General features: G+C 73.3%; 17 protein-coding genes. 9 read left to right on the forward strand and 8 right to left on the reverse strand.

Annotated elements, in window-relative coordinates; translation table 11 throughout:
• Position 1 precedes the first annotated feature (1 nt).
• The 6 genes from C1703_RS31605 (at position 2) to C1703_RS31630 (ending at position 11935) form a co-directional block, all read left to right on the forward strand.
• Positions 2–3343: an alginate lyase family protein gene (locus C1703_RS31605; protein ID WP_114256029.1), complete on the forward strand. Its 3342-nt coding sequence runs from the start codon at positions 2–4 to the stop codon at positions 3341–3343.
• A gap of 25 nt (positions 3344–3368) precedes the next feature.
• Positions 3369–4616: an alginate lyase family protein gene (locus tag C1703_RS31610; protein WP_114256030.1), complete on the forward strand. Its 1248-nt coding sequence runs from the start codon at positions 3369–3371 to the stop codon at positions 4614–4616.
• A 123-nt stretch (positions 4617–4739) separates the two neighbouring features.
• Positions 4740–6323 carry a carboxylesterase family protein gene (locus tag C1703_RS31615; RefSeq protein ID WP_114256031.1) on the forward strand — a complete coding sequence of 528 codons (1584 nt, stop codon included), beginning with the start codon at positions 4740–4742 and terminating at the stop codon, positions 6321–6323.
• A 108-nt stretch (positions 6324–6431) separates the two neighbouring features.
• Complete coding sequence (locus tag C1703_RS31620) at positions 6432–9434, forward strand: LodA/GoxA family CTQ-dependent oxidase (protein ID WP_198678328.1); 3003 nt, start codon at positions 6432–6434, stop codon at positions 9432–9434.
• A 7-nt stretch (positions 9435–9441) separates the two neighbouring features.
• The gene (locus C1703_RS31625; RefSeq protein WP_114256032.1) at positions 9442–10587 is read left to right on the forward strand and encodes an FAD-dependent monooxygenase; all 1146 of its coding nucleotides are present in this window, start codon (positions 9442–9444) and stop codon (positions 10585–10587) included.
• A 472-nt stretch (positions 10588–11059) separates the two neighbouring features.
• The gene (locus tag C1703_RS31630) at positions 11060–11935 is read left to right on the forward strand and encodes a hypothetical protein (protein WP_114256033.1); all 876 of its coding nucleotides are present in this window, start codon (positions 11060–11062) and stop codon (positions 11933–11935) included.
• Positions 11936–11946: 11 nt separating this feature from the next.
• Here C1703_RS31630 and C1703_RS31635 read toward each other — a convergent pair whose 3' ends face one another.
• Together C1703_RS31635 and mmuM are read right to left on the reverse strand one after the other, a co-directional pair.
• Positions 11947–13005: a LacI family DNA-binding transcriptional regulator gene (locus C1703_RS31635; RefSeq protein WP_114256034.1), complete on the reverse strand. Its 1059-nt coding sequence runs from the start codon at positions 13003–13005 to the stop codon at positions 11947–11949.
• 878 nt (positions 13006–13883) lie between these two features.
• A complete protein-coding gene (gene mmuM, locus C1703_RS31645; RefSeq protein WP_114257683.1) occupies positions 13884–14795 on the reverse strand; it encodes a homocysteine S-methyltransferase in 912 nt (303 codons plus the stop codon).
• A gap of 130 nt (positions 14796–14925) precedes the next feature.
• On the opposite strand from mmuM, the gene C1703_RS31650 reads away from it, so the two are divergent.
• On the forward strand, positions 14926–16314 hold the full coding sequence (locus C1703_RS31650; RefSeq protein ID WP_114256035.1) for an amino acid permease: 1389 nt from the start codon (positions 14926–14928) through the stop codon (positions 16312–16314).
• Between the two features lie 9 nt (positions 16315–16323).
• Positions 16324–17442, forward strand: a complete 1119-nt coding sequence (locus C1703_RS31655) for an aminoglycoside phosphotransferase (RefSeq protein ID WP_114256036.1) — start codon at positions 16324–16326, stop codon at positions 17440–17442.
• A gap of 13 nt (positions 17443–17455) precedes the next feature.
• On the opposite strand, the gene C1703_RS31660 is transcribed toward C1703_RS31655, so the two are convergent.
• The 6 genes from C1703_RS31660 to C1703_RS31685 form a co-directional block, all read right to left on the reverse strand.
• Positions 17456–18100, reverse strand: a complete 645-nt coding sequence (locus tag C1703_RS31660; RefSeq protein WP_157993192.1) for a GNAT family N-acetyltransferase — start codon at positions 18098–18100, stop codon at positions 17456–17458.
• Positions 18101–18170: 70 nt separating this feature from the next.
• Entirely contained in the window at positions 18171–19406 is a 1236-nt protein-coding gene (locus tag C1703_RS31665; protein ID WP_157993193.1) for an aminotransferase class III-fold pyridoxal phosphate-dependent enzyme, read from the reverse strand.
• The gene (locus C1703_RS31670; RefSeq protein ID WP_232840645.1) at positions 19403–20935 is read right to left on the reverse strand and encodes an NUDIX domain-containing protein; all 1533 of its coding nucleotides are present in this window, start codon (positions 20933–20935) and stop codon (positions 19403–19405) included. The genes C1703_RS31665 and C1703_RS31670 overlap by 4 nt, the downstream gene beginning before the upstream one ends.
• Positions 20901–22049, reverse strand: coding sequence for a Gfo/Idh/MocA family oxidoreductase (locus C1703_RS31675; protein WP_114256040.1), 1149 nt, complete (start codon positions 22047–22049; stop codon positions 20901–20903). The genes C1703_RS31670 and C1703_RS31675 overlap by 35 nt, the downstream gene beginning before the upstream one ends.
• Before the next feature lie 99 nt (positions 22050–22148).
• Positions 22149–24263 carry an autotransporter-associated beta strand repeat-containing protein gene (locus C1703_RS31680; protein ID WP_114256041.1) on the reverse strand — a complete coding sequence of 705 codons (2115 nt, stop codon included), beginning with the start codon at positions 24261–24263 and terminating at the stop codon, positions 22149–22151.
• A gap of 45 nt (positions 24264–24308) precedes the next feature.
• Positions 24309–24494: a DUF1737 domain-containing protein gene (locus C1703_RS31685; RefSeq protein ID WP_114256042.1), complete on the reverse strand. Its 186-nt coding sequence runs from the start codon at positions 24492–24494 to the stop codon at positions 24309–24311.
• A 163-nt stretch (positions 24495–24657) separates the two neighbouring features.
• Here C1703_RS31685 and C1703_RS31690 point away from each other — a divergent pair, with 163 nt between their 5' ends.
• Positions 24658–25755: a glycoside hydrolase family 43 protein gene (locus C1703_RS31690; RefSeq protein ID WP_114256043.1), complete on the forward strand. Its 1098-nt coding sequence runs from the start codon at positions 24658–24660 to the stop codon at positions 25753–25755.

Raw genomic sequence — 25755 nt, forward strand, 5'->3', positions numbered from 1 at the left:
CATGAGAACGACTCCCGCCCCCAGCCGCCGGGGCTTCCTCGGCGGCGCGGCCGCCCTGCTGCTGGTGTCGGGCGCGAGCGGCCTGCTCGCCTCCGGCACCGCCCGGGCCGCCGCTCAGGACCCCTCCGCTCCACGCGCCTTCACCCACCCCGGGCTGCTGCACAGCGTCGACGACCTGGCCCGGATGAAGGCCGCGGTCGCCGCCAAACAATCCCCGGTCTACGACGGTTTCCTCGCCCTCGCCGCCCACGCGCGATCCAAGGCGACGTACACCGTGCAGAACACGGGCCAGATCACCTCCTGGGGCCGCGGCCCCACCAACTTCCAGAACCAGGCCGTCGCCGACTCGGCCGCCGCCTACCAGACCGCGCTGATGTGGTGCGTCACCGGCGAACGGGCGTACGCCGACAAGTCCCGGGACATCCTCAACGCCTGGTCGGCGTCCCTGACAGCCGTCACCGGGGCGGACGGGCCGCTCGGCGCCGGGCTCCAGGCCTTCAAGTTCGTCAACGCCGCCGAACTCCTCCGGCACAGCGGCTACGACGGCTGGGCGAAGGAGGACATCGCCCGCTGCGAGGAGTCGTTCCTGCGCGTCTGGTATCCGGCGATCTCCGGCTACATGCTCTACGCCAACGGCAACTGGGACCTGACGTCCGTCCAGTCCATCCTGGCCATCGGCGTGTTCTGCGAGGAGCCCGCCCTCTTCGAGGACGCGCTCCGCTTCGCCGCCGCCGGCGCGGGCAACGGCAGCGTCCGCCACCGCGTCGTCACCGACCTGGGACAGGGCCAGGAGTCCGGCCGCGACCAGGGCCACGAGCAGCTCGCCGTCGGCCTGCTCGCGGACGCCGCCCAGGTCGCCTGGAACCAGGGCGTCGACCTGTACGCCTTCGACGACAACCGGCTGCTGAAGAACGTCGAGTACGCGGCCCGCTACAACCTCGGCGGCGACGTCCCCTTCGTGCCCGACCTCGACCGCACCGGCAAGTACATCAAGAAGACCGTGTCGGCCGTCGGACGCGGCAACCTCCCGCCGATCTACGAGATGGCGTACGCGCACTACGTCGGCGTCCGCGGCCTCGACACCCCCTACACCAAGGCGGCCGTCTTCCGCGGCACCGGCGGCGCCCGGGTCGTCGAGGGCAGCAACGACGACCTGCCCAGCTGGGGCACCCTCACCTTCGCCGGCACGAAGGCCCCGGCCCCGGCCGTACCCACGGCACCGGCCGGTGTCACGGCGGTCGGCACCGGCAAGTCCGTCACCCTGGCCTGGCTGCCCTCGGCGTGGGCCGAGTCGTACACCGTGCTGCGGGCCGGCAGCGCCGACGGGCCCTACGAGAAGATCGCGACCGGCCTCGGCGACCCGCGGTACACCGACCGCGACGCCCGCCCGGGCAAGGCGGCGTACTACCGGGTCACCGCCACCAACGCCCAGGGCACCAGCGCCCCTTCGCCCTGGGCGGCGGCGGTCCCCGGGCTGCCCGACCCCTGGGCGACGCGGGACGTCGGGGACGTGCGCATCCCCGGCTCGGCGGTCTTCGACGGCGAACGGTTCCTGCTGGAGGCGTCCGGCACCGCCGACACCCACCGCCTGGTCTACCTGCCGCTGCGCGGCGACGGCACGATCACCGCGCGGATCGTCTATCCGCTCAGCTCCCAGTACTCGAAGACCGGCGTCACCGTACGGGCCGGCCTGGACGCGGACGCCGCCCACGCCGCCATGCTGATCCAGGGCCTGCCGCTGCACACCTGGAGCGGTGTGTGGTCCGTCCGGGCCAGGGCGGGGGAGCGGGTGCGGGGAACCGGCAGCACCCCGGTACCGCCCTCCCAGCAGCAGACGATCACCACGAGCGCGGCCTTCCCCATCTCCTCCCTCGGCGCGCTGCCCGAGTCGGCGACCCCGCTTCAGGCCCCGTACGTCGAGGGCGCGGGCGACGGCTACCGGCTGCGCATGCCCTACTGGGTGCGCGTCACCCGCCGGGGCGACCGCTGCACCGGCGCCATCTCCCCGGACGGCGTCCGCTGGACCGAGGTCGGCTCCACCGACGTCGACCTCGGCGCCACGGCGTACGTCGGCCTCACCCTCACCTCCTGCCTCGGCGTCGACGAGGAGTACGCCGAGACCGGCACGGGCGCCTTCGACAACGTCAGCGTGGTCTCCCGCACCGCCGGCGAAATCTGGTCCGTGCCGCGCCCGGCCCGGGCCGCCGGCGACCTGCGGGCCACCGCGGGAGCGGACGCGGTCGAACTGGCCTGGACCGACCCGGACCTCGCGGCCCGCTACAAGGTGCTGCGCGCCACCACCCCCGACGGCCCGTACGAGACCATCGCCACCGGCATCGGCCCGGTCGGCTTCGGCACCCGCATCCGGTACGCCGACGCCACCGGCACCCCCGGCACGACGTACCACTACGCCGTCGCCAAGACCAACCGCGCCGGACGCGGCCCCCTGTCGCCGCCCGCCGCGTCGACGATGCCGACGCCGTCGAAGCCCCAACTCACCTCTCCCACCGAGGCGTTCGCCAACCAGGGCGTGCCCTTCGAGCACCTCCTGCGCGCCACGCACGAACCCGTGCGGTTCGCCGCGGACGGACTGCCCGACGGCCTGCGCGTCGACAGGCGCACCGGCCTGATCTCCGGAACCCCCACCCGGACGGGCCAGTTCGAGGTCACCACCACCGCGGGCAACGCCGCCGGAGACGCCACCGGCACCCTGACCCTCACCGTCGGCACCCCGCCGCCCGCGCCCTGGACCTACGGCGACCTCGGCGACGTCGTCCTCGACGACCGCGCCTACGGCACCCTCGGCGTGGTAGCCGTCCGCACCCCCGGCAGCACCGCCCACCAGGACGGGACCTTCGTGGTGCGGGGCGCCGGAAGCGACCTCACCGTCAACAACCAGGGCATGACCGGCCAGTTCGTCCGACGGCCCGTCACCGGTGACTGCGAGGTCACCGCCCGCCTGCTCTCCCGCGCCGGAGCCACCGGCGACCGGGTCGGCCTGCTCATGGCCAAGTCCCTGTCGCCGTTCGACCAGGCGGCCGGGACGATCGTCACCGGCGGCACGAGCGCCCAGCTGATGCTGCGCCCGACCGTCGCCGGCAGGTCCACGTTCACGGGCAACGCGGCGGTCACCGCCGGCTGCCTGCTGCGGCTGAAGCGCACCGGGACGCACTTCACCGCGTCCGCCTCGACCGACGACGGCGCCACCTGGACCCCCCTCGCCGAGGGAGACATCCCCGGCTTCGGTGACGCCCCCTACTACGTGGGCCTCGTGGTCTGCTCCCGCGACCCCCTGGCCCGCAGCACCACCGAGTTCGACGAGGTGAGCATCACCCCCATGTAGCACTTCACGGATCGGAGAAGCACGCATGAGCCGCACTTCCCCCCACACGCACCACGAGGGCGGCCAGGTGAGCCGCCGCGGTCTGCTCAAGACCGCCGGCGGCCTCACCGCGGCCCTCGCCCTCGGCGCCACCGCCACCGCCACCACGGCGGACGCGGCCCCGGCGACCTTCACCCACCCCGGCATGCTGCACAACGCCGGCGACATCAACCGCGCCAAGGTCAGGGTCGCCGCGGGCGACGACCCCTGGGCCTCCGGCTGGCGCAGACTGACCGCCAACTCCCACTCGGCGTCCACCTGGACACCCCGCCCCACCGCCACGATCATCCGCGGCGGAACCGGCGAGAACTACCCCCAGCTCTACAACGACATCCACGCCGCCTACCAGAACGCGCTGCGCTGGCACGTGGGCGGCACCGCCGCCAACGCCGACTGCGCCGTGCGCATCCTCAACGCCTGGTCGTCGACGCTCACCACCATCACCGGCAACGCCGACCGGTTCCTGGCGGCCGGCCTCTACGGCTGGCAGTTCGCGAACGTCGCCGAACTCATGCGCGGCTACGCGGGCTTCGACCTGGGCCGGTTCAAGACGATGATGCTCAACGTCTTCTACCCGCTCAACAACCAGTTCCTGACCGGCCACAACGACGCCTGCGTCACCAACTACTGGGCCAACTGGGACCTGTGCAACATGGCCTCGATCATGGCCATCGGGATCCTGTGCGACGACGGCGCCAAGTACGACCAGGCCGTCGACTACTTCGTGAACGGCGGCGGCAACGGCCAGATCCGGCGCGCGGTGCCGTTCCTGTACCCGGGCGTCGAGGGCTACGACCTCGGCCAGTGGCAGGAGTCCGGCCGCGACCAGGGCCACACCATCATGGGCATGGGCCAGATGGGCGCCCTGTGCGAGATGGCCTGGAACCAGGGAGACGACCTGTACTCCTACGACGGCCGCCGCTTCATGAAGGCCGCCCAGTACGTCGCCAAGTACAACCTGAACATGAACGTGCCCTTCACCACCTACACCTGGGGCAGCGGCCAGAACTGCTCCCAGCAGTCGCACACCGCGATCAGCTCCATCTCCCGCGGCCAGGTCCGCCCGGTCTGGGCGATGCTCCACTACCACTACGGGCGGCGCCTGCTCCTCGACGACAAGTACATCGCCCAGATGTGCTTCTCCGTGGCCCCCGAGGGCGGAGGAGGTGACTACGGCACCACCAGCGGCGGCTTCGACCAGCTCGGCTTCGGCACGCTGATGTACGCCAAATAGCGGGCCCCGTGTTCCAAGTGTCTGCCAAATAGCGGCCAAGTCGGCTCGTGCACCGGAATACCGGCGAGCGATGTGGTGCTCTGGTGTTCCCGGTGCACGAGCGCGGCGAAGGGCTGGTGGGCGATGACGGCAGACCAGGCGGACCCCGTGGTCACGAGCCCGTACGGGGCCGTGCGCGGCCGCTACGAACGCGGCGTCGCGGTCTTCCGCGGCATCCCCTACGCGGCGCCTCCCTTCGGCCCCCGCCGCTTCCGCCCGCCCGTGCCCCTCAAGCCCTGGGAAGGCGTCCGCGACGCGGGCGCCTTCGGCCCCACCCCGCCCAAACCCCCGTACTCCGACGCCTTCGCCCACTACCTGTCCGACCCGGTCGTGCCCGGCGACGACTGCCTCAACCTCAACGTCTGGACCCCCGACCCGGACCCCGCGGCCCGCCTGCCCGTCCTGGTCTGGCTGCACGGCGGCGCCCTGACCCGGGGCTCCTCGGCCGTCCCCGTCTACGACGGACACGCCTTCGCCCGCGACGGCGTGGTCTGCGTGTCGGTCAACTACCGACTGGGAGTCGAGGGCTACGGCCTCTTCCCGGACACGCCCCCGAACCCCGGCCTGCGCGACCAGATCGCCGCCCTCACTTGGGTGCACGAGGCCATCGAGGCCTTCGGCGGCGACCCCGCCCGCATCACCCTCTTCGGCCAGTCCGCCGGGGCGATCAGCATCGGCGCCCTTCTCGCCGCCCCGCAGACGCAGGGGCTGGTCCGGCGGGCGGTGCTGCAGAGCGGGCCGCCCGAGGCGTCCGAGCGGGCCAAGGTGCGGCGGATGGTGCGCCGGATGGCCGCCCGGCTGAAGATCCCTGCCACCGCGGAGGCCTTCGCCGCCGTCGACCGCGACCTGCTGCTGCGCACCCAGGCCGAGGTGGGTCGGCTCAGCAGCCCGGTGGTCGGCGGCCCCGCCTTCGGCATCGTCGTCGACGGCGACGTCGTCCCCCGCGACCCGCTGGACGCGCTCGTCGAGGGCGCCGCCCCGGGCGTGGACCTGCTGATGGGCTGGACCCGCGACGAGTACCGGCTCTGGCTGGTCCCGGGCGGCCTGCTGGACCGCGTGGACCGCCTCGGAGCCGTCGCCCTGGCCGGTGCCATGGCCCGCTGCCACTGCGGCAGCGAGGTGCCGCGCGGCTACCGCGCCCTGCACCCCGAGGCCGGCACGGCGGAGATCGTCGGCCAGCTCGTCACCGACCACCTCCTGCGCATCCCCCTGCACCACCTGGCCGACGCCCGCCCGGAACCGTCGTACGTCTACGAGTTCGCCTGGCCCTCGAACCTCCCCGGCCTCGGCGCCTGCCACGCGCTGGAACTCGGCTTCGTCTTCGACACCGGGGACGTCCCGGAGGCCCGCAAACTGGCCGGGGAGGGCGCCCCGCAGGAACTGGCCGACGAGATGCACGCCGCCTGGGTGCGCTTCGCCACGGACGGCGACCCGGGCTGGGAACGCTGGGACGCCCACCACCCGGTACGGGTCTTCGGAGACCGCGCCCCGGACGCGCAGGACGGCCTCGCCTACACGGCCCACGGCCCCCGAGACCGCGAACTCGCCCTCTGGCACGCCGATGCCGCCCGCCAGCCGGACCCCCGGCTCCCGCGCGAAGAGTCACCCACCGAAGTGCGCACGGTCGTACGCCGACTGCGCCGATCCGGGACACTGCGCCGGTACTGACCACGGCGGGCGCTCCTCCGAACGGGCGACTCGGGATTATTTCCCCCCGGTCCGCTCCACCTATGGCAGGGAACGCCCTATCAGCTCGACCAGCAGGAGAGCGCGCCCATGAACGGGACAGCCGACCCCCACCACAATTCTTCGCGATCGGCCCGGCCCGACTGCGCGGCCGAGCCGATCGCCGGGATCCTGGCCGAATTCGTGGACAGGCGGATGGGACAGCGGATCGCCCAGGGCCAGGACCCGGTGCTGCGGCCGGTCTTCGTCAAGTACCACGGCACCGCCCGGGGAGTGCTCACCGTCGACCCCGGTCTGCCGGAGGACCTCTGCATCGGTTTCCTCAAGGCCGCCCGCGACCGGCAGGGCGGCCTGACCGCCTGGGTCCGTTTCTCCAGCGACACCCAGCCGGACCGTCCTGACTTCCGTCGCACTCTCGGCATCGGCGTCAAGCTGTTCGGCGTCCCCGGCTCGAAGCTGCTGGAGGACGAGGGCCAGGCGGACACACAGGACCTCGTGCTGCAGAACCACGACGTGTTCTTCGTCGACACCGCCCGGGACATGTGCGAGTTCCAGCAGGACCCGGTCGCCTACCAGAACGCGCATCCGGAGACCCGCGCCATCCTGCAAGCCATGCGCAAGCCCGAGGAGAGCGCGCTGACGGCCAGGTACTGGGGCGTGCTGCCGTACGCGTTCGGGCCTGACCGCCATGTGAAGTACTCGCTCGTGCCCGTCTTCTGCCCGCCCGGCGACCCGGCGGCGACACCCCCGGACGAGGACCCCTCCTTCTTCCGGGAGGACCTGCGGCACCGGCTGGCCGCGGGTGAGGCCGCTTTCGAACTGACGGTGCAGTTCCGCACGGACCCGGACCGGATGCCCCTGGACCGCGCCACCGTCCGCTGGGAGGAGTCGCTGAGCGCTCCCGTCCGCGTGGCGAGACTGACCCTGCACCAGCAGGACGTCAGGGCGCGCGGCCAGGACGCCTACGGCGAGAATCTGGCCTACAATCCCTGGCACTGCCTGGCCGAACACCGGCCCGTCGGCAGCATGGCCGAGGCCCGCAAGGCCGTGTACCGCGCGTCGGCCGCACGGCGCCGCGACGCGAACGGCGTCCCCGCAGCGGAACCCGGCCCCGCACGACTGCCGTCCGGCGAACCCCACGGGCGGGACACCCGGATCGTGCGCGCCGCGATCCACCCCGCCATCGGAGTGGCCCGCGTCGGCGACAGCGCCGACGAGTTCTTCCTCGCCCCCGAGGTCGACGACCCGCCGCCGCCACCCGCCGGCTCGTACAAGGACGCGACCGGCGCCCTGAAGCGGCAGGCGGCGCGCTTCCGCGTCTACGGCTACAACGCCGCCGGGGAGGCCGTCGCCGAGCTGACCGCGGACAACGCGGACATCCGGTGGACCGTGCACGTCGCCAACAAGAAGGCCGCCTGGTACCAGTTCCAGCTGGCCCTGGACATCCCCGAGGCGGCCGGCGCCCCCGCCAGCGCGCTGCGCAACGCCAAAGTGCCCCCCGAGGAGCGGGGCCGGCTGGTCATCGACCCCGGCCCGCGCTCGATCCGGGGCCGGGACCGCGCGGGCCGGCCCGAGTACCGGTTCGACACCGGCTGCTTCCTCGGCAGGCCCGTCCCGCTGGGCGAGGTGCGCACCGACGGCGCTGGCCGGCTGGTCTTCCTGGGCGGGCACGGCGTCTCGGCCTCGGTGGACCACGCCCAGGCCATGCACTTCGCCAACAACGACGGCTGGCACGACGACATCTGCGACGGCCCGGTCACCGCGGACGTCCGTGTCGGCGGCCGTTCCGTCCCCGTCGAAGCGGCCTGGGTCGTGGTGGCGCCGCCGAACTTCGCGCCGGAGCTGAAGTCCGTACGCACGATGTACGACCTGATGCGCGACGTCTTCGTCTCCGCCGGAACCCTGCCGCCGCCGGACACCGTCTCGTTCACCCGCGACGTCCTGCCGGTCCTGCGGCGCCTGTGCGACCTGCAGTGGGTCAACCGCGGCATCGCCACATTGTTCGGTCACGGCGGGCGGGAGCACTTCCTGGCGCCCGGGCGGCTCGCCCGGCTGGCCGACCCCGGGCCGCGCAACGCGGAACTGCGCCAGCAGATCTGGGCCACGATGCGCGACCTCGACCGTGACGGGCTCTCACCGGTGCCGTGGCCCCCCCTCTACGGCGACTCGATGAGCGTGCGGCCGGTCTCCGCACGGCAGCACCTGACACTGACCCCGACGCAGTACCGGTCACTGGCCCGGTGGGCGGCAGGGGACTTCGACGCCGACCACGACCCCGCGGCAGTGCCCCCCGGGAGCCTCGACGAGGTGCCGCTGCCGCAGCGGCCGGCCGTGCTCGACCGCGCGGCCCTGTCGTTCTGCCTGGCCGACGCGTTCCACCCCGGGTGCGAACTGTCCTGGCCGATGCGCCACAGCACCCTGTACGCGGCACCGTTCCGCGTACGGCACCGCGCACCTGGCACACCCGAACCCGACTACGGCAGCGTGCTCACCCCGCAGACGGCGCTCGGCGTCGACGGCCCCCTCTACGGGCAGGGGCCGGGCGATCTGACGCGCTGGATGGCGGTGCCCTGGCAGACCGACACCGCCCGCTGCCGCTCCGGCTACTACCTCGGGTACGGCCCGCGCTACGACCCCTACCTGCCCACCTTCTGGCCGGCGCGCGTGCCGAACCACGTCCTGACGGAGCAGGACTACGAGGAGGCGGTCGACCCCGGCAGGCCCGCCGAGGAGCGCCGGGCCGCCTTCGAGCGCCGGGCCGTGTGGGACCGGTGGCTGCCCGAGGACCGCATCGAGCAGATGAACGCCATGGTCAGGGACTTCGGCCGGCTGGGCCTCGTCGAACGGCGCACGGGCGCCGACGACGACCCGGAGCTGCCCGCCACGATGTTCGTGGAGACCGCGGTGGGCTTCCATCCCGAACAGCCTCCGCCCGCCCTGCGCCACCTGCGGTGCCTGCATGTGCCGGAGGCGGCGGACCCGGACCTGGACGGCGGCGCCCTGGCCGCGGCCGTGGCCCGGACGGACGTACCCCAGGAGCAGGTCATGGCGGGCTACTTCGAGAAGGTCGACCGCTTCCCGAAGGAGCGGTGACCGAGCGGTGACCTACGAGGTGATCGTGGCCGGGGGCGGCCCGGCGGGCGCCGTCGCGGCGCTGGTCCTGGCACGGGCCGGCCGCCGGGTCCTGCTGGTCGACAAGGGCGCGGACGGTCCCGGGCCCTCCCCGTTCCGGGTCGGCGAGACCCTGCCGCCCGCGGCCAGGCCGCTGCTGCAGGACCTGGGCCTGTGGCCCGGGTTCGCCGCGGGGCCGCACCTGCGGTGCGTGGGCACCTACGCCTCCTGGGGATCGGAGCGGCTCCACGGCCGAAGCCACCTCCACGACCCGCACGGACCCGGCTGGCACCTCGACCGGGCCCGGTTCGACGCGTTCCTGCGGAGCGCCGCCGAAGCCGCGGGGGCCGAGCTGCGCCGGGCCGAGGCCGTGCCGCGCCCCGCGCACGCGGGCGACCGTTGCGTACTGATCCGCGGCGACGGCCGGTCCGAAGAGGTGCGCTGCGACTGGGTCGTGGACGCCACCGGCCGCCGCGCCGTGATCGGCCGCCGCCGGGGCCGGCGCCGCAAGCAGGACCGGCTCACGGCCGTCTACGCCATGTTCGGACGACGGCTCCCCGGCCGGCCCACCCCGGACGCGGAACTCCGCACGCTCGTGGAGGCGGTTCCCGGCGGCTGGTGGTACACGGCCAAAGTGCCGGCCGGCCGGCTGGTCGCACATCTCACCGACTCCGACCTCACCGACTCCGCGCTGCGCACCCCGGAGGGATTCCTCCGCGCGGCCCGGGAGACCCGCCACGTCCGTACCCGCCTCGACGGCTACGACCCGGCCCACGCCCCGGCACTCCGGTGGACCGCGGCCCACGGGCTGCGTCTGCACCCGGCGTCGGGCCCCGGCTGGATCGCCGCCGGAGACGCCGCCGTCGCCTTCGACCCGCTCTCCTCCCAGGGCATCCTCACGGCCCTGCACACCGGAGCCCGCGCCGGCCGGACCGTCGACCGGTGCCTGTCCGGCGAGGCGTCCGCCCTCGCGGACTACGCCCTGTTCCTGGACCGGATCACGGACGCCTACGAGCGGCATCACACCGAGATCTACGGCCAGGAGCGGCGCTGGCCGGAACACCCCTTCTGGGAACGCCGGCGCCCCACGTCCCGGGAGCCGTCGGCCACCGCCGGGTTCCGCACCCGGGCGTGACCTCGCCGTTCGGCCGTTCGAGGGCGGTTCCGCGCGCCCGGCGTGTGGAATCCCGTCGTCAGCGGGGGCGGGATTACGCTCCGTGTCCACGGAGGTGCGACATGCGTGGACGAACGCGGCGACTGCTCGCCGGTGCCGGTGTGTGGGGGAGCATTCTTCTGCTCGTCTCGTGCGGCGACTCGTCCGAACCCGGCGGCGACACGTCCCCCACACCGACGCGGTCGACGGTGTCGCCTTCGGACACGCTCTCCACCGCGACCACGACCTCCGCTACCCCCGAGGCCACGATCTCCGGTTCCGCGTCCGCGACCACCGGTCCCAACACCACGGCGGATTCCGGCAGTTCGGAGATTCCCCCGCCCCCGCCTCCGCCGACGCGTACGCGCAGGGAGACTCCAGGACCTTCTCTGGCCCCGACCCAGACCGCCCCTCCACCGGCGGTGCCCGACTCGCCCCCGGGCCCCATGACCACATGACGGAACCGTGGGACAAGCCCGGCGCCGGCGCTTCCGAAGGGGACAGGCAGAGGTCCGACGCGCTGACGCTGGGCAAGGCCGTCGTGGCCCAGGCGTCCTTCATCGCCGCCCTGATGTTCTACCTGGGGGCGATCTACACCAGTGCCTACTACGCCTACTACCACATCTCGCTCAGCTTCCTCGGCTTCGGTTTCGCCCAACTGGTGCTGCAGAGCCTCCATCTGCTGCGGTTCGAGGTCCTGGTCGTCGTGGTCGTGGGGCTGCTCGTCCTCGAGGCGTCGAGGAACCCCGGGCACCTGCCCGTTCCCGGTGCGCTGAGGCGGGGGCTGCGGACGGCGGGGGAAGCGCTGGCGCGGTGGCATCTGGTCGTCGTCGCGGCCGGGCTGGCTCTGCTGTTGATGTGGTCGCGCATTCACCCCTATGCGTGGACGGCCCCGCTCACCATCGCGGTGGGACTCCTGCTCGGACAGACCCGACCGGCCCGGGACGGCCGGCCGTGGCAGGCCGGCAGCCGGTCCGTGGTGATCCTGGCGGCCGCGGCGTTCCTGTTCTGGACCCTGACCCAGGCCGCCTGGCAGTTGGGCGACCGCGACGCGAGGACCCACGCGCGCGACGTCGTGAGCTGGACCGGTGTCGTCATCCTCAGTACTGAGCGACTGTCCTTCCCCACCCGGTCGGTGCAGCCGGAGGACCTGCGGGAGGGCTGGCGTCACCGCTACCGCTACACCAACCTGCGGCTGCTCCTGGAACGCGACGGCCGCTACCTCGTCGTGCCGACGGACTGGGACGCCCGCAGGGACCCCATTTACGTCGTCATCGAGGACGCGAACACGTGGATCGGCCTGACTCCGGGCGAGCAGGAACCCGTCTGAGCGGAGCGGGACTACCGATCCGCGGGCGCCGCCACCGAGTCCCGCACCACCACATGCGTGCCCAGCAGCAGATGCTCGTCCGTCGCGCCCGGCGTGCGCTCCAGGGCCGTGCGGACGGCGAGGCGGCCCAGTTCCTCGTAGGGGACGTGGACCGTCGTCAGGGCGGGGTGCAGGTCGCGGGCGAAGGGGATGTCGTCGTAGCCGGCGAGGGAGACGTCGCCCGGCACCGTCAGGCCCGCCTCGTGCAGGGCGGTGAGGGCGCCGGCCGCGACCATGTCCGTGGCGGCCACCACCGCTGTGAACTCCAGCCCGTCCTTGAGGGCTTGCTGCATCAGGCGGTGGCCCGCGTCGCGCGTGAAGTCGCCGTGCAGCAGGAGCGACGGGTCGGGGGCGATGCCACGGGCCCGGTGAGCCGCGAGGTAGCCGCGCTCGCGGCCCAGGGCCGTGGTGTGGTCCGCCCGGCCGCCGAGGAACAGCACCCTGCGGTGGCCCTGGGCGAGGACGTGCGCGACGAGCGTGTAGGCACCGCCCTCGTTGTCGTACTCGATGACCGTCACCGGGGCGCCGGGGTCCAGCGGCGGCCGGCCGCACAGGACCAGGCGGGAACCGGCCGAGGCGAGGGAGTCGGCCATGCGGTGGGTGCGTTCCCGGTACTCGGGGGTGTCGGCCGTGCCGCCGACCAGGATCACGGCGGCGGCCCGCTGGGCCCGCATCATGTCGACGAACTCCAGCTCGTGCCGGACGTCGCCCTCCGTGCTGCACACCAGGCAGAGGTGACCGAGCCGGGTCGCCTCGCGCTCCACGCCGTGCGCCATGTGCGCGAACGACGGGCCGGTGATGTCCTCCAGGACGAAGGCGAGGGTGGGCGTGCCGACGCCCGCGATCGCCTTCGCCCGCGCGTCGGCCACGTAGTCCAGGTCCCGGACCGCCCGCATCACCCGCCCGCGCGTCGCCGCGCTCACCGGGTAGACGCCGCCGAGCACCCGGGACACCGTCGACGCCGAGACCCCCGCGCGGGCCGCCACGTCCCGGATGGTGCTGCGGCTCGCGTCCCCGCTCTTCCTCGTCATGCCTGCCTCGTCTCTCCCGGGCACCGGTCCGCGCCCACCCCCTCGGGAACTGCGGCAACGTCGTAGCAACCGGTTCCCATCACGGAGGCTAGCAGCGCAGAGGGGAGGGGAGGAGGGGTGTGCGCGGACTGGTGAGGGGCCGGCCGGGCGCCGGGCCGGAGGGGTGTCCGCGAGGCGCGTCATCCGCCTGGGGGCGAGAGCGGGTAGGCCGGGCGTCGCCGAGGCGGGCCGTGGCTGCGGCCCCACGGGGCGCCCGTGAGGTCGCGACGCCCGCCCGGCGCGGCGGATGGGCGTGCCGGGCGTCGCCACGCGGGCGCGCCCCCCCCGCGGGCGCGCCTCCACGCGGGGGCGCCCTCCCGGCGGGCGTCCCCCTCCGGCGGGCGTCCCCCTCCGGCGGGCGTCCCCCGGCGGGCGCCCCCCCGCCCGGAGTCCCCCTCCGGCGGGCGTCCCCCGGCGGGCGTCCTCCCGCCCGGAGTCCCCCCCCGGCGGGCGCCTCCCGCCCGGAGTCCCCCCGGCGGGCGTCCTCCCGCCCGGAGTCCCCCCCGGCGGGCGCCCCCGCCCGGAGTCCCCCCGGCGGGCGTCCTCCCGCCCGGAGTCCCCCCCGGCGGGCGCCTCCCGCCCGGAGTCCCCCCGGCGGGCGTCCCCCGCCCGGAGTCCCCCCCGGCGGGCGCCTCCCGCCCGGAGTCCCCCCGGCGGGCGTCCTCCCGCCCGGAGTCCCCCCCGGCGGGCGCCTCCCGCCCGGAGTCCCCCCGGCGGGCGTCCTCCCGCCCGGAGTCCCCCCGGCGGGCGCCTCCCGCCCGGAGTCCCCCCGGCGGGCGTCCTCCCGCCCGGAGTCCCCCCGGCGGGCGTCCCCCGGCGGCGCCCCCGCCCGGCGTCCCCTACGCCGCCCGCAGCGCCCCGGCGATCCCCGTGATCGCCTCCGGTCCCACCCGGCAGCAGCCGCCGATCAGTCGGGCTCCCGCCTGCTGCCAGCCGCGCACCTGGCCGGTGGTGAAGGAGGAGTGGCCGGTCCAGGTGCGGGCCTCGGCGTCCCAGGTCTCGCCGCTGTTGGGGTAGACGACGACCGGCTTGCCGGTGACCCGCGCCGCGGTCGCCGCGGCCGCGTCCACGTCCTCGGGCGCGCAGCAGTTCACGCCCACCGCGATCACCTCGTCCGCGTCGGCCGCCAGGGCGAAGGCCTCCTCCAGCGGCTGCCCGGCCCGGGTGCGGCCGCCCGCGACGGAGTACGTCAGCCAGGCCGGCACCCCGAGCCCGCGCACCGCGCGCAGCAGCGCCGCGGCCTCGTCGGCGTCCGGGACCGTCTCCAGGGCGAGGACGTCGGGGCGGGCCGAGGCCAGCACCTCCAGGCGGGGCCGGTGGAAACGCTCCAGCTCCTCCACCGTCAGCCCGTAGCGGCCCCGGTACTCCGAGCCGTCCGCGAGCATCGCCCCGTACGGGCCGGCCGACGCCGCCACCCACAGGGGCCGGGCCACGCGCGCGCGGCGGGCCGCCTCCCGGGCCAGCTCCACGCTCAGCGCCATGAGTTCGGCCGCCCGGTCGTGGTCGATCCCGCGCTTCGCGAAGCCCTCGAACGTGGCCTGGTAGCTGGCGGTGATCGCCACGTCGGCGCCCGCCCGGAAGTAGGCGAGGTGCGCCTCGGTGACCGCCTCCGGCTGTTCGGCGAGCAGCCGCGCCGACCACAGCTCGTCGCTCAGGTCGTGCCCGGCCGACTCGAGCTGGTTGGACATGCCGCCGTCCAGGACGACCGTCCCGGCGGCGAGAGCTTCGGCGAGGGTGAGGGTGCTGGTCATGAGGGTGACGGTAGTCGACGTGCGGCGGCGGACCCCAGTCGAATGTGTCCAGTACATGAACAGGTCGCCCAGCATATGGGATGGCGGGTTACGATCACGGCCCTCCCCCTCCGCCCGTACAGGAACGCTCATGACCGTCCCCCGCCCCGCCGAGGCCGCCGAACCCACCGGGCCGGCCCCCGCCACGGCCGCCGCTCCCGCCCCCCGCCGCACCTTCGGCCTCGCCGCCGCGACGGCCCTCGTCATGGGCAACATCATCGGCGGCGGCATCTTCGCCCTGCCCGCCACCGTCGCCCCCTACGGCACGGTCAGCCTGCTCGCCTTCCTCGTGCTCTCCGTCGGAGCCGTGCTGCTCGCGCTGCTCTTCGGCCGGCTGGCCCGGCGCAGCCCGGTCACCGGCGGGCTGTACGTCTACCCCCGGGACGCCTTCGGCGAGTTCGCCGGGTTCCTGTCGGCCTGGTCGTACTGGACGATGTGCTGGGTCAGCATCGCCGCCCTGGCCGTCGCGGTCGTCGGCTACGTCGACGTCCTGATACCCCTGCACGGCGACCACGTCCTCCAGGCCGTCGTCGCCCTGGCCGCCCTGTGGCTGCCGGCCGCCGCGAACTTCGCCGGGACGCGGTGGGTCGGCGCGGTGCAGGTCGTCTCCACCGTCCTGAAGTTCGTGCCGCTGCTCCTGCTCGCCACGGTCGGCCTCTTCTTCGTCGACGCGGACAACTTCGGCCCGTTCAACGCCTCCGGGCAGAGCGTCTCCGGCGCGCTGGCCGCCTCCGCCGCGCTGCTGCTCTACAGCTTCCTCGGAGTGGAGTCGGCGGCGGTCAGCGCGGGCGAGGTCCGCGACCCGGAGCGCACGGTCGGCCGGGCGAGCGTCCTCGGCACCCTCGCCTCGGCCCTGGTCTACGTCCTCGGCACGGTCGCCGTCTTCGGCCTCGTCCCGCACCGCGAACTGGTCGACTCCGGCGCCCCGTTCGCCGACGCCGTCAACGCGATCACGGGCGGCGGCTGGGGCGGCACCGCCATCGCCCTGGTCGCGGTCGCCTCGATCACCGGCTGCCTCAACGGCTGGATCCTCATGGCCGCGCAGATGCCGTACGCCGCCGCCCGCGACGGCCTCTTCCCCGCGCCGTTCGCCCGCGTCGGCAAGGGCGGCGTCCCCGGCTTCGGCGTCTGGGCGTGCGCGGTGCTCGGCACGCTGCTCATCGCCCTCAACTACACGGCCGGCCCGGACACCACCTTCCGCGTCCTCGTCCTGATCACCACGTTCACCGGCTGCGTGCCGTACCTGCTGTCGGCGGCGGCCCAGCTGTACTGGCTGGCGCGCGGCACCCGCGACCGGGTCCGCCCCGCCGGACTCGCCCGCGACCTGACCGTCGCCGTGCTGTCGTTCGGCTTCTCGTTCTGGCTGATCGCGGGCGCCGGGTACGCGGCCGTCTACCAGGGCGTGCTGTTCCTGTTCGCCGGGATCCCGGTGTACGTGTGGCTGCGGGGACGCGGGGACAGGACCGAGGCGTCGGCATAGCATCGGGGGATGCCCGAGGTCGCTGCCCCGCAAGCCGAAGTACGTGAAGTCCTGGGAGTCCCGGTGGACGAGGCGGTGTTCGAGCCGCTCCCGCACAACCCGCTGAACGGTGTCACGGCGGGGGTGTGGCGCGTCACCGGCGGCGGGCGCTCGGCCGTGCTGAAGGTGCTGACGCGGACGAAGGAGACCAGCGTCTCCTGGGCGGCGTCCAACGACCCCCGCCACTGGAACTTCTGGCGCCGCGAGGCGTACGTCTACCGGTCCGGGCTGGCCCGGGTCTGGGAGCGGCACGGCATCAGGGCGCCCCGGCTGCTGGAGTGCGCCGAACGCCCCGGCGGCGACGTGGCGCTGTGGCTGGAGGACGTGCCGGGCGAGCCGGCGACGACCTGGCCCCTGGCCCGGCACGTCGAGCACGCCCGGCGCCTCGGCGCGGCGCAGGGCGCGGTCGGCGCGGGGGAGGACCGGCCGTGGCTGTCCCGGCAGTTCCTGCGCGACTACACGGCGGGGAAGACGACGGGCGCGGCCCTGCTCGACGACGACGAGGCCTGGCGGCACCCCCTGGTCCGGTCCCACTTCCCGCCCGGCCTGCGCGAGGACATGGTCCGCCTGCAGCACGACCGCGAGTGGCTCCTCACGGTCATGGAGTCCCTGCCCCGCGCCTTCTGCCACCTGGACCAGTGGCCGGCCAACCTCCGCTCCGACGGCCCCGACACCGGCGTCCTGTTCGACTGGGCCTTCGCCGGCGACGGCGCCCTCGGCGAGGACCTCGGCAACTACCTCCCCGACACCGTCCTCGACCACTTCGTCCCCGCCGCCGAGCTGCACGGCCTGGCGAAGTCGGCCTACGACGCCTACGTCCACGGCCTGCGCGAGAGCGGCTGGCAGGGCGACGAACGCCTCGTACGGCTCGCCGTGTGCGCTTCCGCGGTGAAGTACGACTGGCTCACCGCGCTGCTGCTGGCCAGGGCGGACGAGGAGCCGGTCGGCTACGGCGGCACGGGCACGGTCGCCGCCGCCGTCCGCTACCGCGAACGGGGCCTGACCCTCGCCTTCCTCGCCGAGTGGGCGGCCGAGGCCCGGCTGCTGGCCCCGCAACTCGGCTTCCCCGAGGCACCGAGCGGCCGCTGACCGCCGCCGCGGCTCACACCTGCGTGGGGACGTCCACCGTGCACCGGGCGTACGACGCGGCGCGGTCGGTGGCCGCCGCGGCCCACTGCTGCCGGTCGAGTTCGTAGCTGACGACCGCGTGGCCCCGGCTCTCGCTGCGGCCGGTCTTCGTCATGCCGAGCCGCTCCATGACGCGGAACGACTGCCGGTTCTCCTGCTGCGCCACGGCGAACAGGACGTCGGTGCCGAGCTCGGTGAAGGCGAAGTCCCGGCAGGCGCGTGCCGCCTCGGTCGCCAGGCCCCGGCCCCAGTGCTCCCGGCCGAGGAGCCAGCCGATCTCCACCTTCCGCCGGGACGTCACCTCGTCGCAGTGGCGCAGCCCCACCCTGCCGATCAGCCGGCCGGAGGACCGCTCCTCGACCGCCCACCAGCCGTACCCGTGCACCAGCCAGTGGCGTCGCATGCGTTCGATCTTCGCCGAGCTCTCGGCCGGGCTCAGGGGTTTTCCCTCCGGCATGTAGCGCATGACGAGGGGATCGGAGCAGAGTTCCGCGTAGGCCTGCCGGTCCTCGGACCTCCACTGACGCAGAAGCAGACGGCTGGTCACCAGATCCATGACAGATTTCCCCTCGCGCTCGACGAACGGCCCGGCGTTCCGGGCGGCTGCGGTGTGGGTCACGAGTTGTACCAGTCAAGGCCGCCGCGACCGGCCCGTTCTGTCGAGGCGCACCCGCTGGGGGCCGCGGCGCTCACTCATTCCGAGTACCTCCGCGGGATTCCAGCAGTCCGTCACCCAGCATGTCCTGTACGGTCGCGCGAATGGCCCGCACGGCGTGCTCGACATGAGCGTCCGTGTGCGCGGCGGAGACGAAGTTCATGTGGTTGGGCAGCAGGAGTACGCCGCGCCGCACGAGCCGCGCGTAGAAGTCCATGCGCTCGGTTTCCGCGATGTCCCGAAAGCGCAGGTACGGCATGCAGGGCCAGTGGTAGGGGACCGCGCAGATCCGGCCGCAGAGCCCCTCGCTGCGCAGTGCCGCGTTGACCGCGTCGATCAGGGCCGTGCCCGTGCGTTCGAGCCGTTCGTGCACCTTCTCCTCGCGCAGCACGCGCAGGGTCGCCGACGCCGCGGCGACGGACGCCAGTTCGTTGCTGAACGTGCCGCGGATGCGCAGCCGCCGGGACTGGGCGGTCAGCGCGGGATCCGTCAGCACCACCGCCAGCGGCAGCCCGTTGGCGATCGCCTTGCCGAGGACCAGGACGTCCGCGGTCACTCCGAGCCGCTCCTGCGCACCGCCGGGCCCCAGCCGCAGACAGGTCTTCGTCTCGTCCAGGACCAGCAGCGCCCCCGCCTCGTGCGCCGCTTCGAGCACCCGCTTCGCGCTGTCGGCCAGCGGCAGCGGGAGCTCCACCGGATCCACCACGACCGCGGCCAGGTCCCGCGTGGACCGGACGGTCTCCAGCAGGTCCTCCACCTCGTCGCCGTGCCACACGCGTACGGCCGCGCCGTAGATGCCGGGCACGGCGAGGGGCTGGACCGAGCGCCGCTCGGCGTGGTCGAAGCGGTGCCAGTTCACGTGCGGGCTGATCACCTGGTCGTGCCAGCCGTGGAAACCCAGCCGCAGGACCATGTCCCGGCCCGTGCGGTGCCGGGCGAGCCGCATCGCCGCGCCGACCGCCTCGGAGCCGGTCTTGAACAGCAGCGCCCCCGGCTGCTCGGGGAACAGGCCGGACAGCACGTCCAGGAAGTCGCGCAGCGGCCGGCCGGCCGACGGGTAGAGGGTTCCGGCCTGAAGCTGCCGGTGCACCTCCTCGACCACGGCCGGATGGCCGTGGCCCAGGACGACCGGCCCGTACCCGCACACGAAGTCGGTGTAGCGCCGCCCCTGGGCGTCCCACAGGTCCGCGCCGCTGCCTCGCGTGAAGACGGTCTCCTCCAGGGAGGGCAGCGACCGGGGCGTCGCCGGGTGGGAAGGGTCTCGCGTCACAGCCACAGGTCTCCGATCTCGCGGAAGAAGGGACGGGTGCCGAACTTGACGCGGTAGAGGTCCCGGGCGCGGCTGGTGGACTTGCTCAGCTCCTCGTCGGGGATGTGGTGCAGTTCGTCCAGGCTGATCCAGTGCAGGCTCTCGGTGCGCTGCAGATCGGTCGGGGTGGGCCGGCCGGCCGTCAGGCGGCACAGATACGAGACGACGATCCAGTCCTGGGGCTCCACGTCCCGTTCGACGAACCGGACGGGACGGGCCTCCAGCAGGTAGTCGACGCTGACGCGCACCCGGCTGCCGATCTCCTTGCCGATGTGTGCCTGCAGGCAGGCGATCAGATCCTCGTAGGCGCCGATCTGCCCGCCCACGCCCTCGAGTTTGCCGACCTCGTCGCGGCTCGCCGGGCCCCTGCGCTGCAGCAGCATCCGGCCCTTGCGATCGAAGATCAGTGCTTCGACGGCGATCCGGTAGCCCGTGGGGTCGTACTCCAGATCCCGCAGGTGCGCCTTCAGGGCGGTGAGGGTCCGGATGAGGTGCGGCGCGTGCCGGACGGGCTGTGTGGGCGCCGCGGGCGTCACCGGGGCGGCGGGCGGACGGGCCCAGGTGACCGCGTAGTGGTCGACGGGCTGGGCTCCCTTCGACTCGACGAAGCGCGCGTCGGCGTGCCAGGCCCCGGAGGGTTCCGACTTCGCCCTGCTCTGCACCCGCATGCCGGTGTCGGACAGGGTGAGGATGTTGTACTGCCACGGGTAGCCGCGGTGGACGTCGGGGGAACCGAACGTGCCGGCGCCGACGATGCTGATGTGCCGCCCGTCGGGCGCGATGTCGTAGCGGAAACTGTCGGAGTGGGCCTTGTGGACGTGGCCGTGCAGCAGCGCCCGGAAACCCGCCACGGCCATCCGCTCCAGCACGGACGGGTCCTGGATGCATCCGTCGCCCCGCACCGGGTGGTGCCACACGGCCAGCTTGACCGTGTCACGGACCTCGGGGCGGGTGCGCAGCAGGTGCAGGGCGTTGTCGATCGCTCCGGGAAGGATGCTGCTCCGGTCCGGGTGGTGGTGGTCCGTGGTGTAGGCCGAGTTGAGACCGACGAGCGTCACCCCGACGTTGGGCGGCGAGACCACCTGGAACTGCTGGTCCGGGTCGGTGGGGTAGGGGCTTCCCGTGGCCTGGCGGAAGAAGTCGGCGAACCGGGCGAACCGCCGGGCGTAGGCGGCTTCGTCCGTCACCACCTCGACGTAGCGGGGATTCTCCCGGTAGGCGGACACGTACCGCGCGGGCGCGTCCGCCGTCTTCATCACCTGGTAGGCGTCCTGTGAGGTCACCCAGTCCACGTCGTGGTTCCCCGGCGTGATCAGCAACTGGCGCCGGTCGATGCCGAATTCACTGATCAGCCGGTTCAGAAAGAGCAGGGCCGCCTCGTATTCGCCCTCCTGTGCCCTTTCCGCGACGTCGCCGGAGAGAACCAGACAGTCTATGGCCTCGTAGGCCAGTTCCCTACTGAGGTCCTCCGCTAACTGGTTGAACCACATGGTTGCGGTCTCCCGGCTTCCGAAGTGGAGATCCGAGAGGTGAACGATTCGCACGTGGCCCCCCATTGATGTGCGTGACGCCCGCTTGCGGGTCGACGAAGTCCCGGATCTCGTCGAAAAGCCGGTACACGGTGATCTCGTCGTCGAGTGACGGCCCGATCTCCCGTACGCCCGCGACGGCGGCGAGAAAAGCGTGGAGTTCCCGCGCGTAACCCGCGGCCCGGAATCCGCCGTCGAGTGTGCGCGGTATCCACTGCTCCTCCAGGCGCAGCCCTTCCGGATGGCCGGTCCGCGCGTCCGCCTCCGTGCTGTAGCGCAGACTGCGCGCCGACTCCACACGGATCAGCCGGCCGGCGTCCGTCACGAGGCACGCGTTCAGCTCGAAGCGCGGCGCGCCGGTGGCGACGATGACGTGCGCGGACCGGTCACCGGGCGCGGACAGCGTCAGCGACAGCACGGCGGACCCGTCGGCGAGCTGGTGGAACACCGCGTGGGTGAGGGACGGCTTCACGAAACACGTGGACACCAGGTCCAGCGCGTGGATGGCGTGGGTCAGCAGCAGAGCGTCGAGGATGCCCAGCCCCCAGCGCCCGCCCCGCGGCCCGGAGGCCGTGTAGGACAGGGACATCGAGATGACGGAGCCGAAGTCGGGGCGCATGAGCAGCGCCTGCAGGCCGATCCAGGCGTCCGAGTGCCGCAGGTTGTGACCGACCATGCTCACCAGCCCGGCGTCCCGGAAACGCTCGGCGAGCCACTCGACCTGGTGGAGGGAGACCGCCGGCGGTTTCTCGACGAACGTGTGCACGCAGTGGTCGGCGGCCAGGGACAGGGCCTCCACGTGCATCGACGGCGGGCCGGCGAGGACGACGGCGTCCAGGTCTTCCGAGCGGAACATCGCCGACGTCGAGTCATATGCCGCGGGTATTCGGAATAACTCCGCCGCACTTCGCGCCTTTTCCCGGTCCCGGTCGCATACGGCGACCGGGGTGCGCCCCAATGAGGCCAGAGTGGGAAGAAGAGTCCCCGCGCCGTGTTCACCGCATCCCACGAGTCCCACACGCAGACTTCCAGCGCTCATGCACATCCCCCCACGTCGGCGTGTCCGTGACTTCATTGATGCGCGGGAAGAATGATCGCCAAACTGCGCCCCCGCACCATGACGTTCCGCCGAATATCGGAATCACATCTTCCTGGTGGCGGGATTTCCGGGGTTTCACCGCCGGGCCCGGACCGCGTGGCGTCCGCCCCGCCGTCCTCCCCGGCCCCGGCGGGTCGCCACCGGTACGGCGAGGCTGACGGTGAGGGCGAGACCGAGGGCGTAGGGCCACCAGCCGAAGCCGACGCCCGCCGACGCGCCGGCGCTGCGGGGCGCCACCCCGCCGGACCCGGACGCCGCCGGTGCGGTGGGGGAGGGGCCGGGGGCGGTGGCCGCCGTCAGGGCGACGTCGTTGCCGTCGCCGGCCCGGTAGCTGATGCGGTAGGTCGTGTCGGCCAGTTTGAGGCGGGCGCCCTCCGCCAGACCGGTGAAGATTCCCGCCGGTGCGCCGCGGCCCGTGTCGTCGATCACGGTGATCTCACGGGCGGGTCGCTTCCGGCCGGACGCCCCGGCGGCCGACAGGTCGAGGTCTCCGGCCAGCCGTACCGCGCCCGTCACCTTCAACGGCCCGTCCCGCAGCACCAGCGAGCCCCGCGCGCTCTGCGTGTAGGCGCCGTCCACGGTGAGCCCGGTGGTGACCGTGCCGTCGCTGGTGACCGGACCGCGCACCGTGCCCGTGCCGGTGAGGGACTTCGCCACGTGCAGGCCTGCCCGGCCCGGGTCCAGCCGGGCCGCGGCCGACGTGAGCCGGATCGCCTCGCTGCGGTCGAGCGTGGCGCCCCGGCGCAGGGCCAGCGTGCCCCGGGCGACCGTGGTCGTCCCGGTGTACGTCACCGCGCGGCCCGTCAGCGTCGTCGTGGCGGCTCCCTGCTGGGTGAGCGAGCCGCTGCCGCCGATCCGGGACAGGGTGAGGGGCCGGCCGGTGTTGCGCAGCACCAGGGAGCCGTTGTTGACGACCTTGTAGTGGGGGCCCGCGGTGTACAGCCCGGCGTCGCCGCCCCGCTTCCCGCTGCCGAGCCGCAGCACCGCGCCCTTCTCGACCGTCGTCGAGCCGTCGTAGTACTGGACGGCCGCGAAGGTCACGTCGTTGCCGGGGGTGCCGGCGATGACGACGTCGCCGGCGCCGGGGGCCGACAGCGTGTCGTGGAACCTGCCGCCGCCGATGGGGGCGCCCAGGGTCACCGGGCCGTCGTAGTCGAGGGTGAGGCGCGAGCGGGAGCGGGCCGCCAGCAGGTTGATGTAGACGGTTTCCGCGGTGCCCGGCATGAAGATCCGGTCCGTGGTGCCGTCGCCCCACCGGACGTCGGCGCCCTTGATGTTGGTGCCGCGCTTGTTGACGTTCTTCCGCGCGGGCGTCCAGTTCAGAGCCGGGTCGCTGAGCGAGGGGTCGGTGTCGCCGCCCCGGTCCGACCAGCTGTACTGCCCCGTCAGGACCACCTTGCCGCCCGGCCGGGACTGCACGTTGACGTCGCTGCCGTACTCGCGCTGGTAGAAGTCCATGCCCAGGGTGACGGTCTGCCCCAGCGGGGTGTCGACGGTCCACGTGCCCTGGTTGAGCACCTTGCGGACGCGGGGCAGGGAGGTGGCGTACTCCGGGCGGCCGGTGTTCAGCTGGGTGCCGTTGTCGATGACGCCGGAGAAGGGGTGGCTGCCCGACAGGTCCCAGGTGCCCCACAGGAACCTCGGCTGGGTGATCAGCCCCGAACCGCTGATGGTGCCGAGGTTGTAGGCGCTCCTGAGGGACAGCCGGAGGGTGCCGTCGACCCGGATGTTGTCCTGGTTGAGGCGGAACGCCGGGGTGTCGTACGGGAAGTGGCCGATCAGGCCCGTCGTACCGCCGTTGCCGTACTGGAGCGTCGCCCCGTGCTCGACCGTGACCGCGGGCGGGTCGGGGCGGGTGACCGTGACGTACGGGTGGTTGCCGCCCCGTGTCCGCACCTGCTGCCGCTGCCGGGACCGGGGGAGCGTGAAGTCGCTGTCCTTGGTGAGGATCAGGGTTCCGGTGCCGCGTACCGTGAGCGTGCCCTCGCCCCGGAAGACGCCGTCGTACGTCGTCGTCCCGGGCGGCACGGTGACGACCGTGTCGCCGGCGAGGGTCACGTCCCGGTCGGCGAGCACGTCGGCCGTGACGTCCCGGGGCCCGGCGGCCGCTGCCGGGGGAGCGGCGAGCAGGGACGCGACCGCCGCGAGGACGCCCGCGGCCGCAACTGTGGTGTGGGTGAGGCTGCGCACGTGAGGGGAGACGGATCGCGAGGTCCGCCGATAACAGAAATCTCGCTACGGCCGCCTCGGCCGGAGCAGTGCCTGGGCGACGATGACGCGCTCCCCGTCGAAGGTGACGGCGGGGCCGCCGTGCAGTTCGTAGCCGAGGTCGAGCGCCTCGCTCACCCGTCGGCAGAACGCGGCGTCGTCCGGTCCGGTCAGGACGCGGTAACGGGGCAGGTCGTCGGGTGGTGTGGTCATAAGGAGCAGGATCGCAGAGTCTGTTGGTCCCGTCAGACCCGTTGACCTCCTCGTGTCACCCCCTTACCTTTTTCGGCGTTCGTAATGGCAGATGGCGTTCGACATGTCGGACGACGCATCAGATGACGCCGTGTGCCCCCCAGTGAGAGGCAGGCCCCTCCGCATGAGCCGCGACCGCGACCCCGCTCTGCCCGAACCCCCCAGTCGCAGACTGCTGCTGAAGGGCGCCGCAGCCGCCGGTGCCCTCGCCGCCCTCCCCGCCGCCCCGGGCGTGGCCCAGGCGGCCGCCCCGGCCGGGCGCCCGAAGCCGGCCCCCTTCGTGAACCCGCTCGTCCGCAACCGCGCCGACCCGCACATCCACCGGCACAAGGACGGCTTCTACTACTTCACGGCCACGGCCCCCGAGTACGACCGCATCATCCTGCGCCGCTCCCGCACCCTGAACGGCCTGGGCACCGCCGCCGAGTCGGTCATCTGGCGGGCCCACCCGACGGGCCCGATGGGCGCGCACATCTGGGCGCCCGAACTGCACCGCATCGGCGGCAAGTGGTACATCTACTTCGCCTCCGCGCCCGCCGAGGACGTCTGGGCGATCCGCATCTGGGTGCTGGAGAACGCCCACCCCGACCCCTTCAAGGGCACCTGGGTGGAGAAGGGCCAGGTGAAGACGGCCTGGGAGACCTTCTCCCTGGACGCCACCACCTTCACCCACCGGGGCAAGCGCTACCTCGCCTGGGCGCAGCACGAGCCCGGCCTGGACAACAACACCGGCATCTTCCTGTCCGAGATGGCGAACCCCTGGACCCTGAAGGGCCCGCAGGTGCGGCTCTCCACCCCCGAGTACGACTGGGAGTGCATCGGCTTCAAGGTCAACGAGGGCCCCTACGTCCTCAAGCGCAACGGCCGCCTGTTCATGACCTACTCGGCCAGCGCCACCGACTCCAACTACTGCATGGGCCTGCTGACCGCCGACGCCGACAGCCACCTCCTGGACCCCATGAGCTGGACCAAGTCGCCGACCCCGGTCTTCACCAGCAACGACACCACCAAGCAGTACGGCCCCGGCCACAACTGCTTCACGGTCGCCGAGGACGGCCGCACCGACGTCCTCGTCTACCACGCCCGGCAGTACAAGCAGATCAACGGCGACCCGCTGAACGACCCCAACCGCCACACCCGCGTCCAGAAGCTCGGCTGGAAGGCGGACGGCACCCCCGACTTCGGCATACCGGTCGCCGACACGACCACGGCAGGTGACTGA

This window comes from Streptomyces sp. Go-475 (assembly GCF_003330845.1).
In the GTDB taxonomy this organism is placed as follows: domain Bacteria; phylum Actinomycetota; class Actinomycetes; order Streptomycetales; family Streptomycetaceae; genus Streptomyces.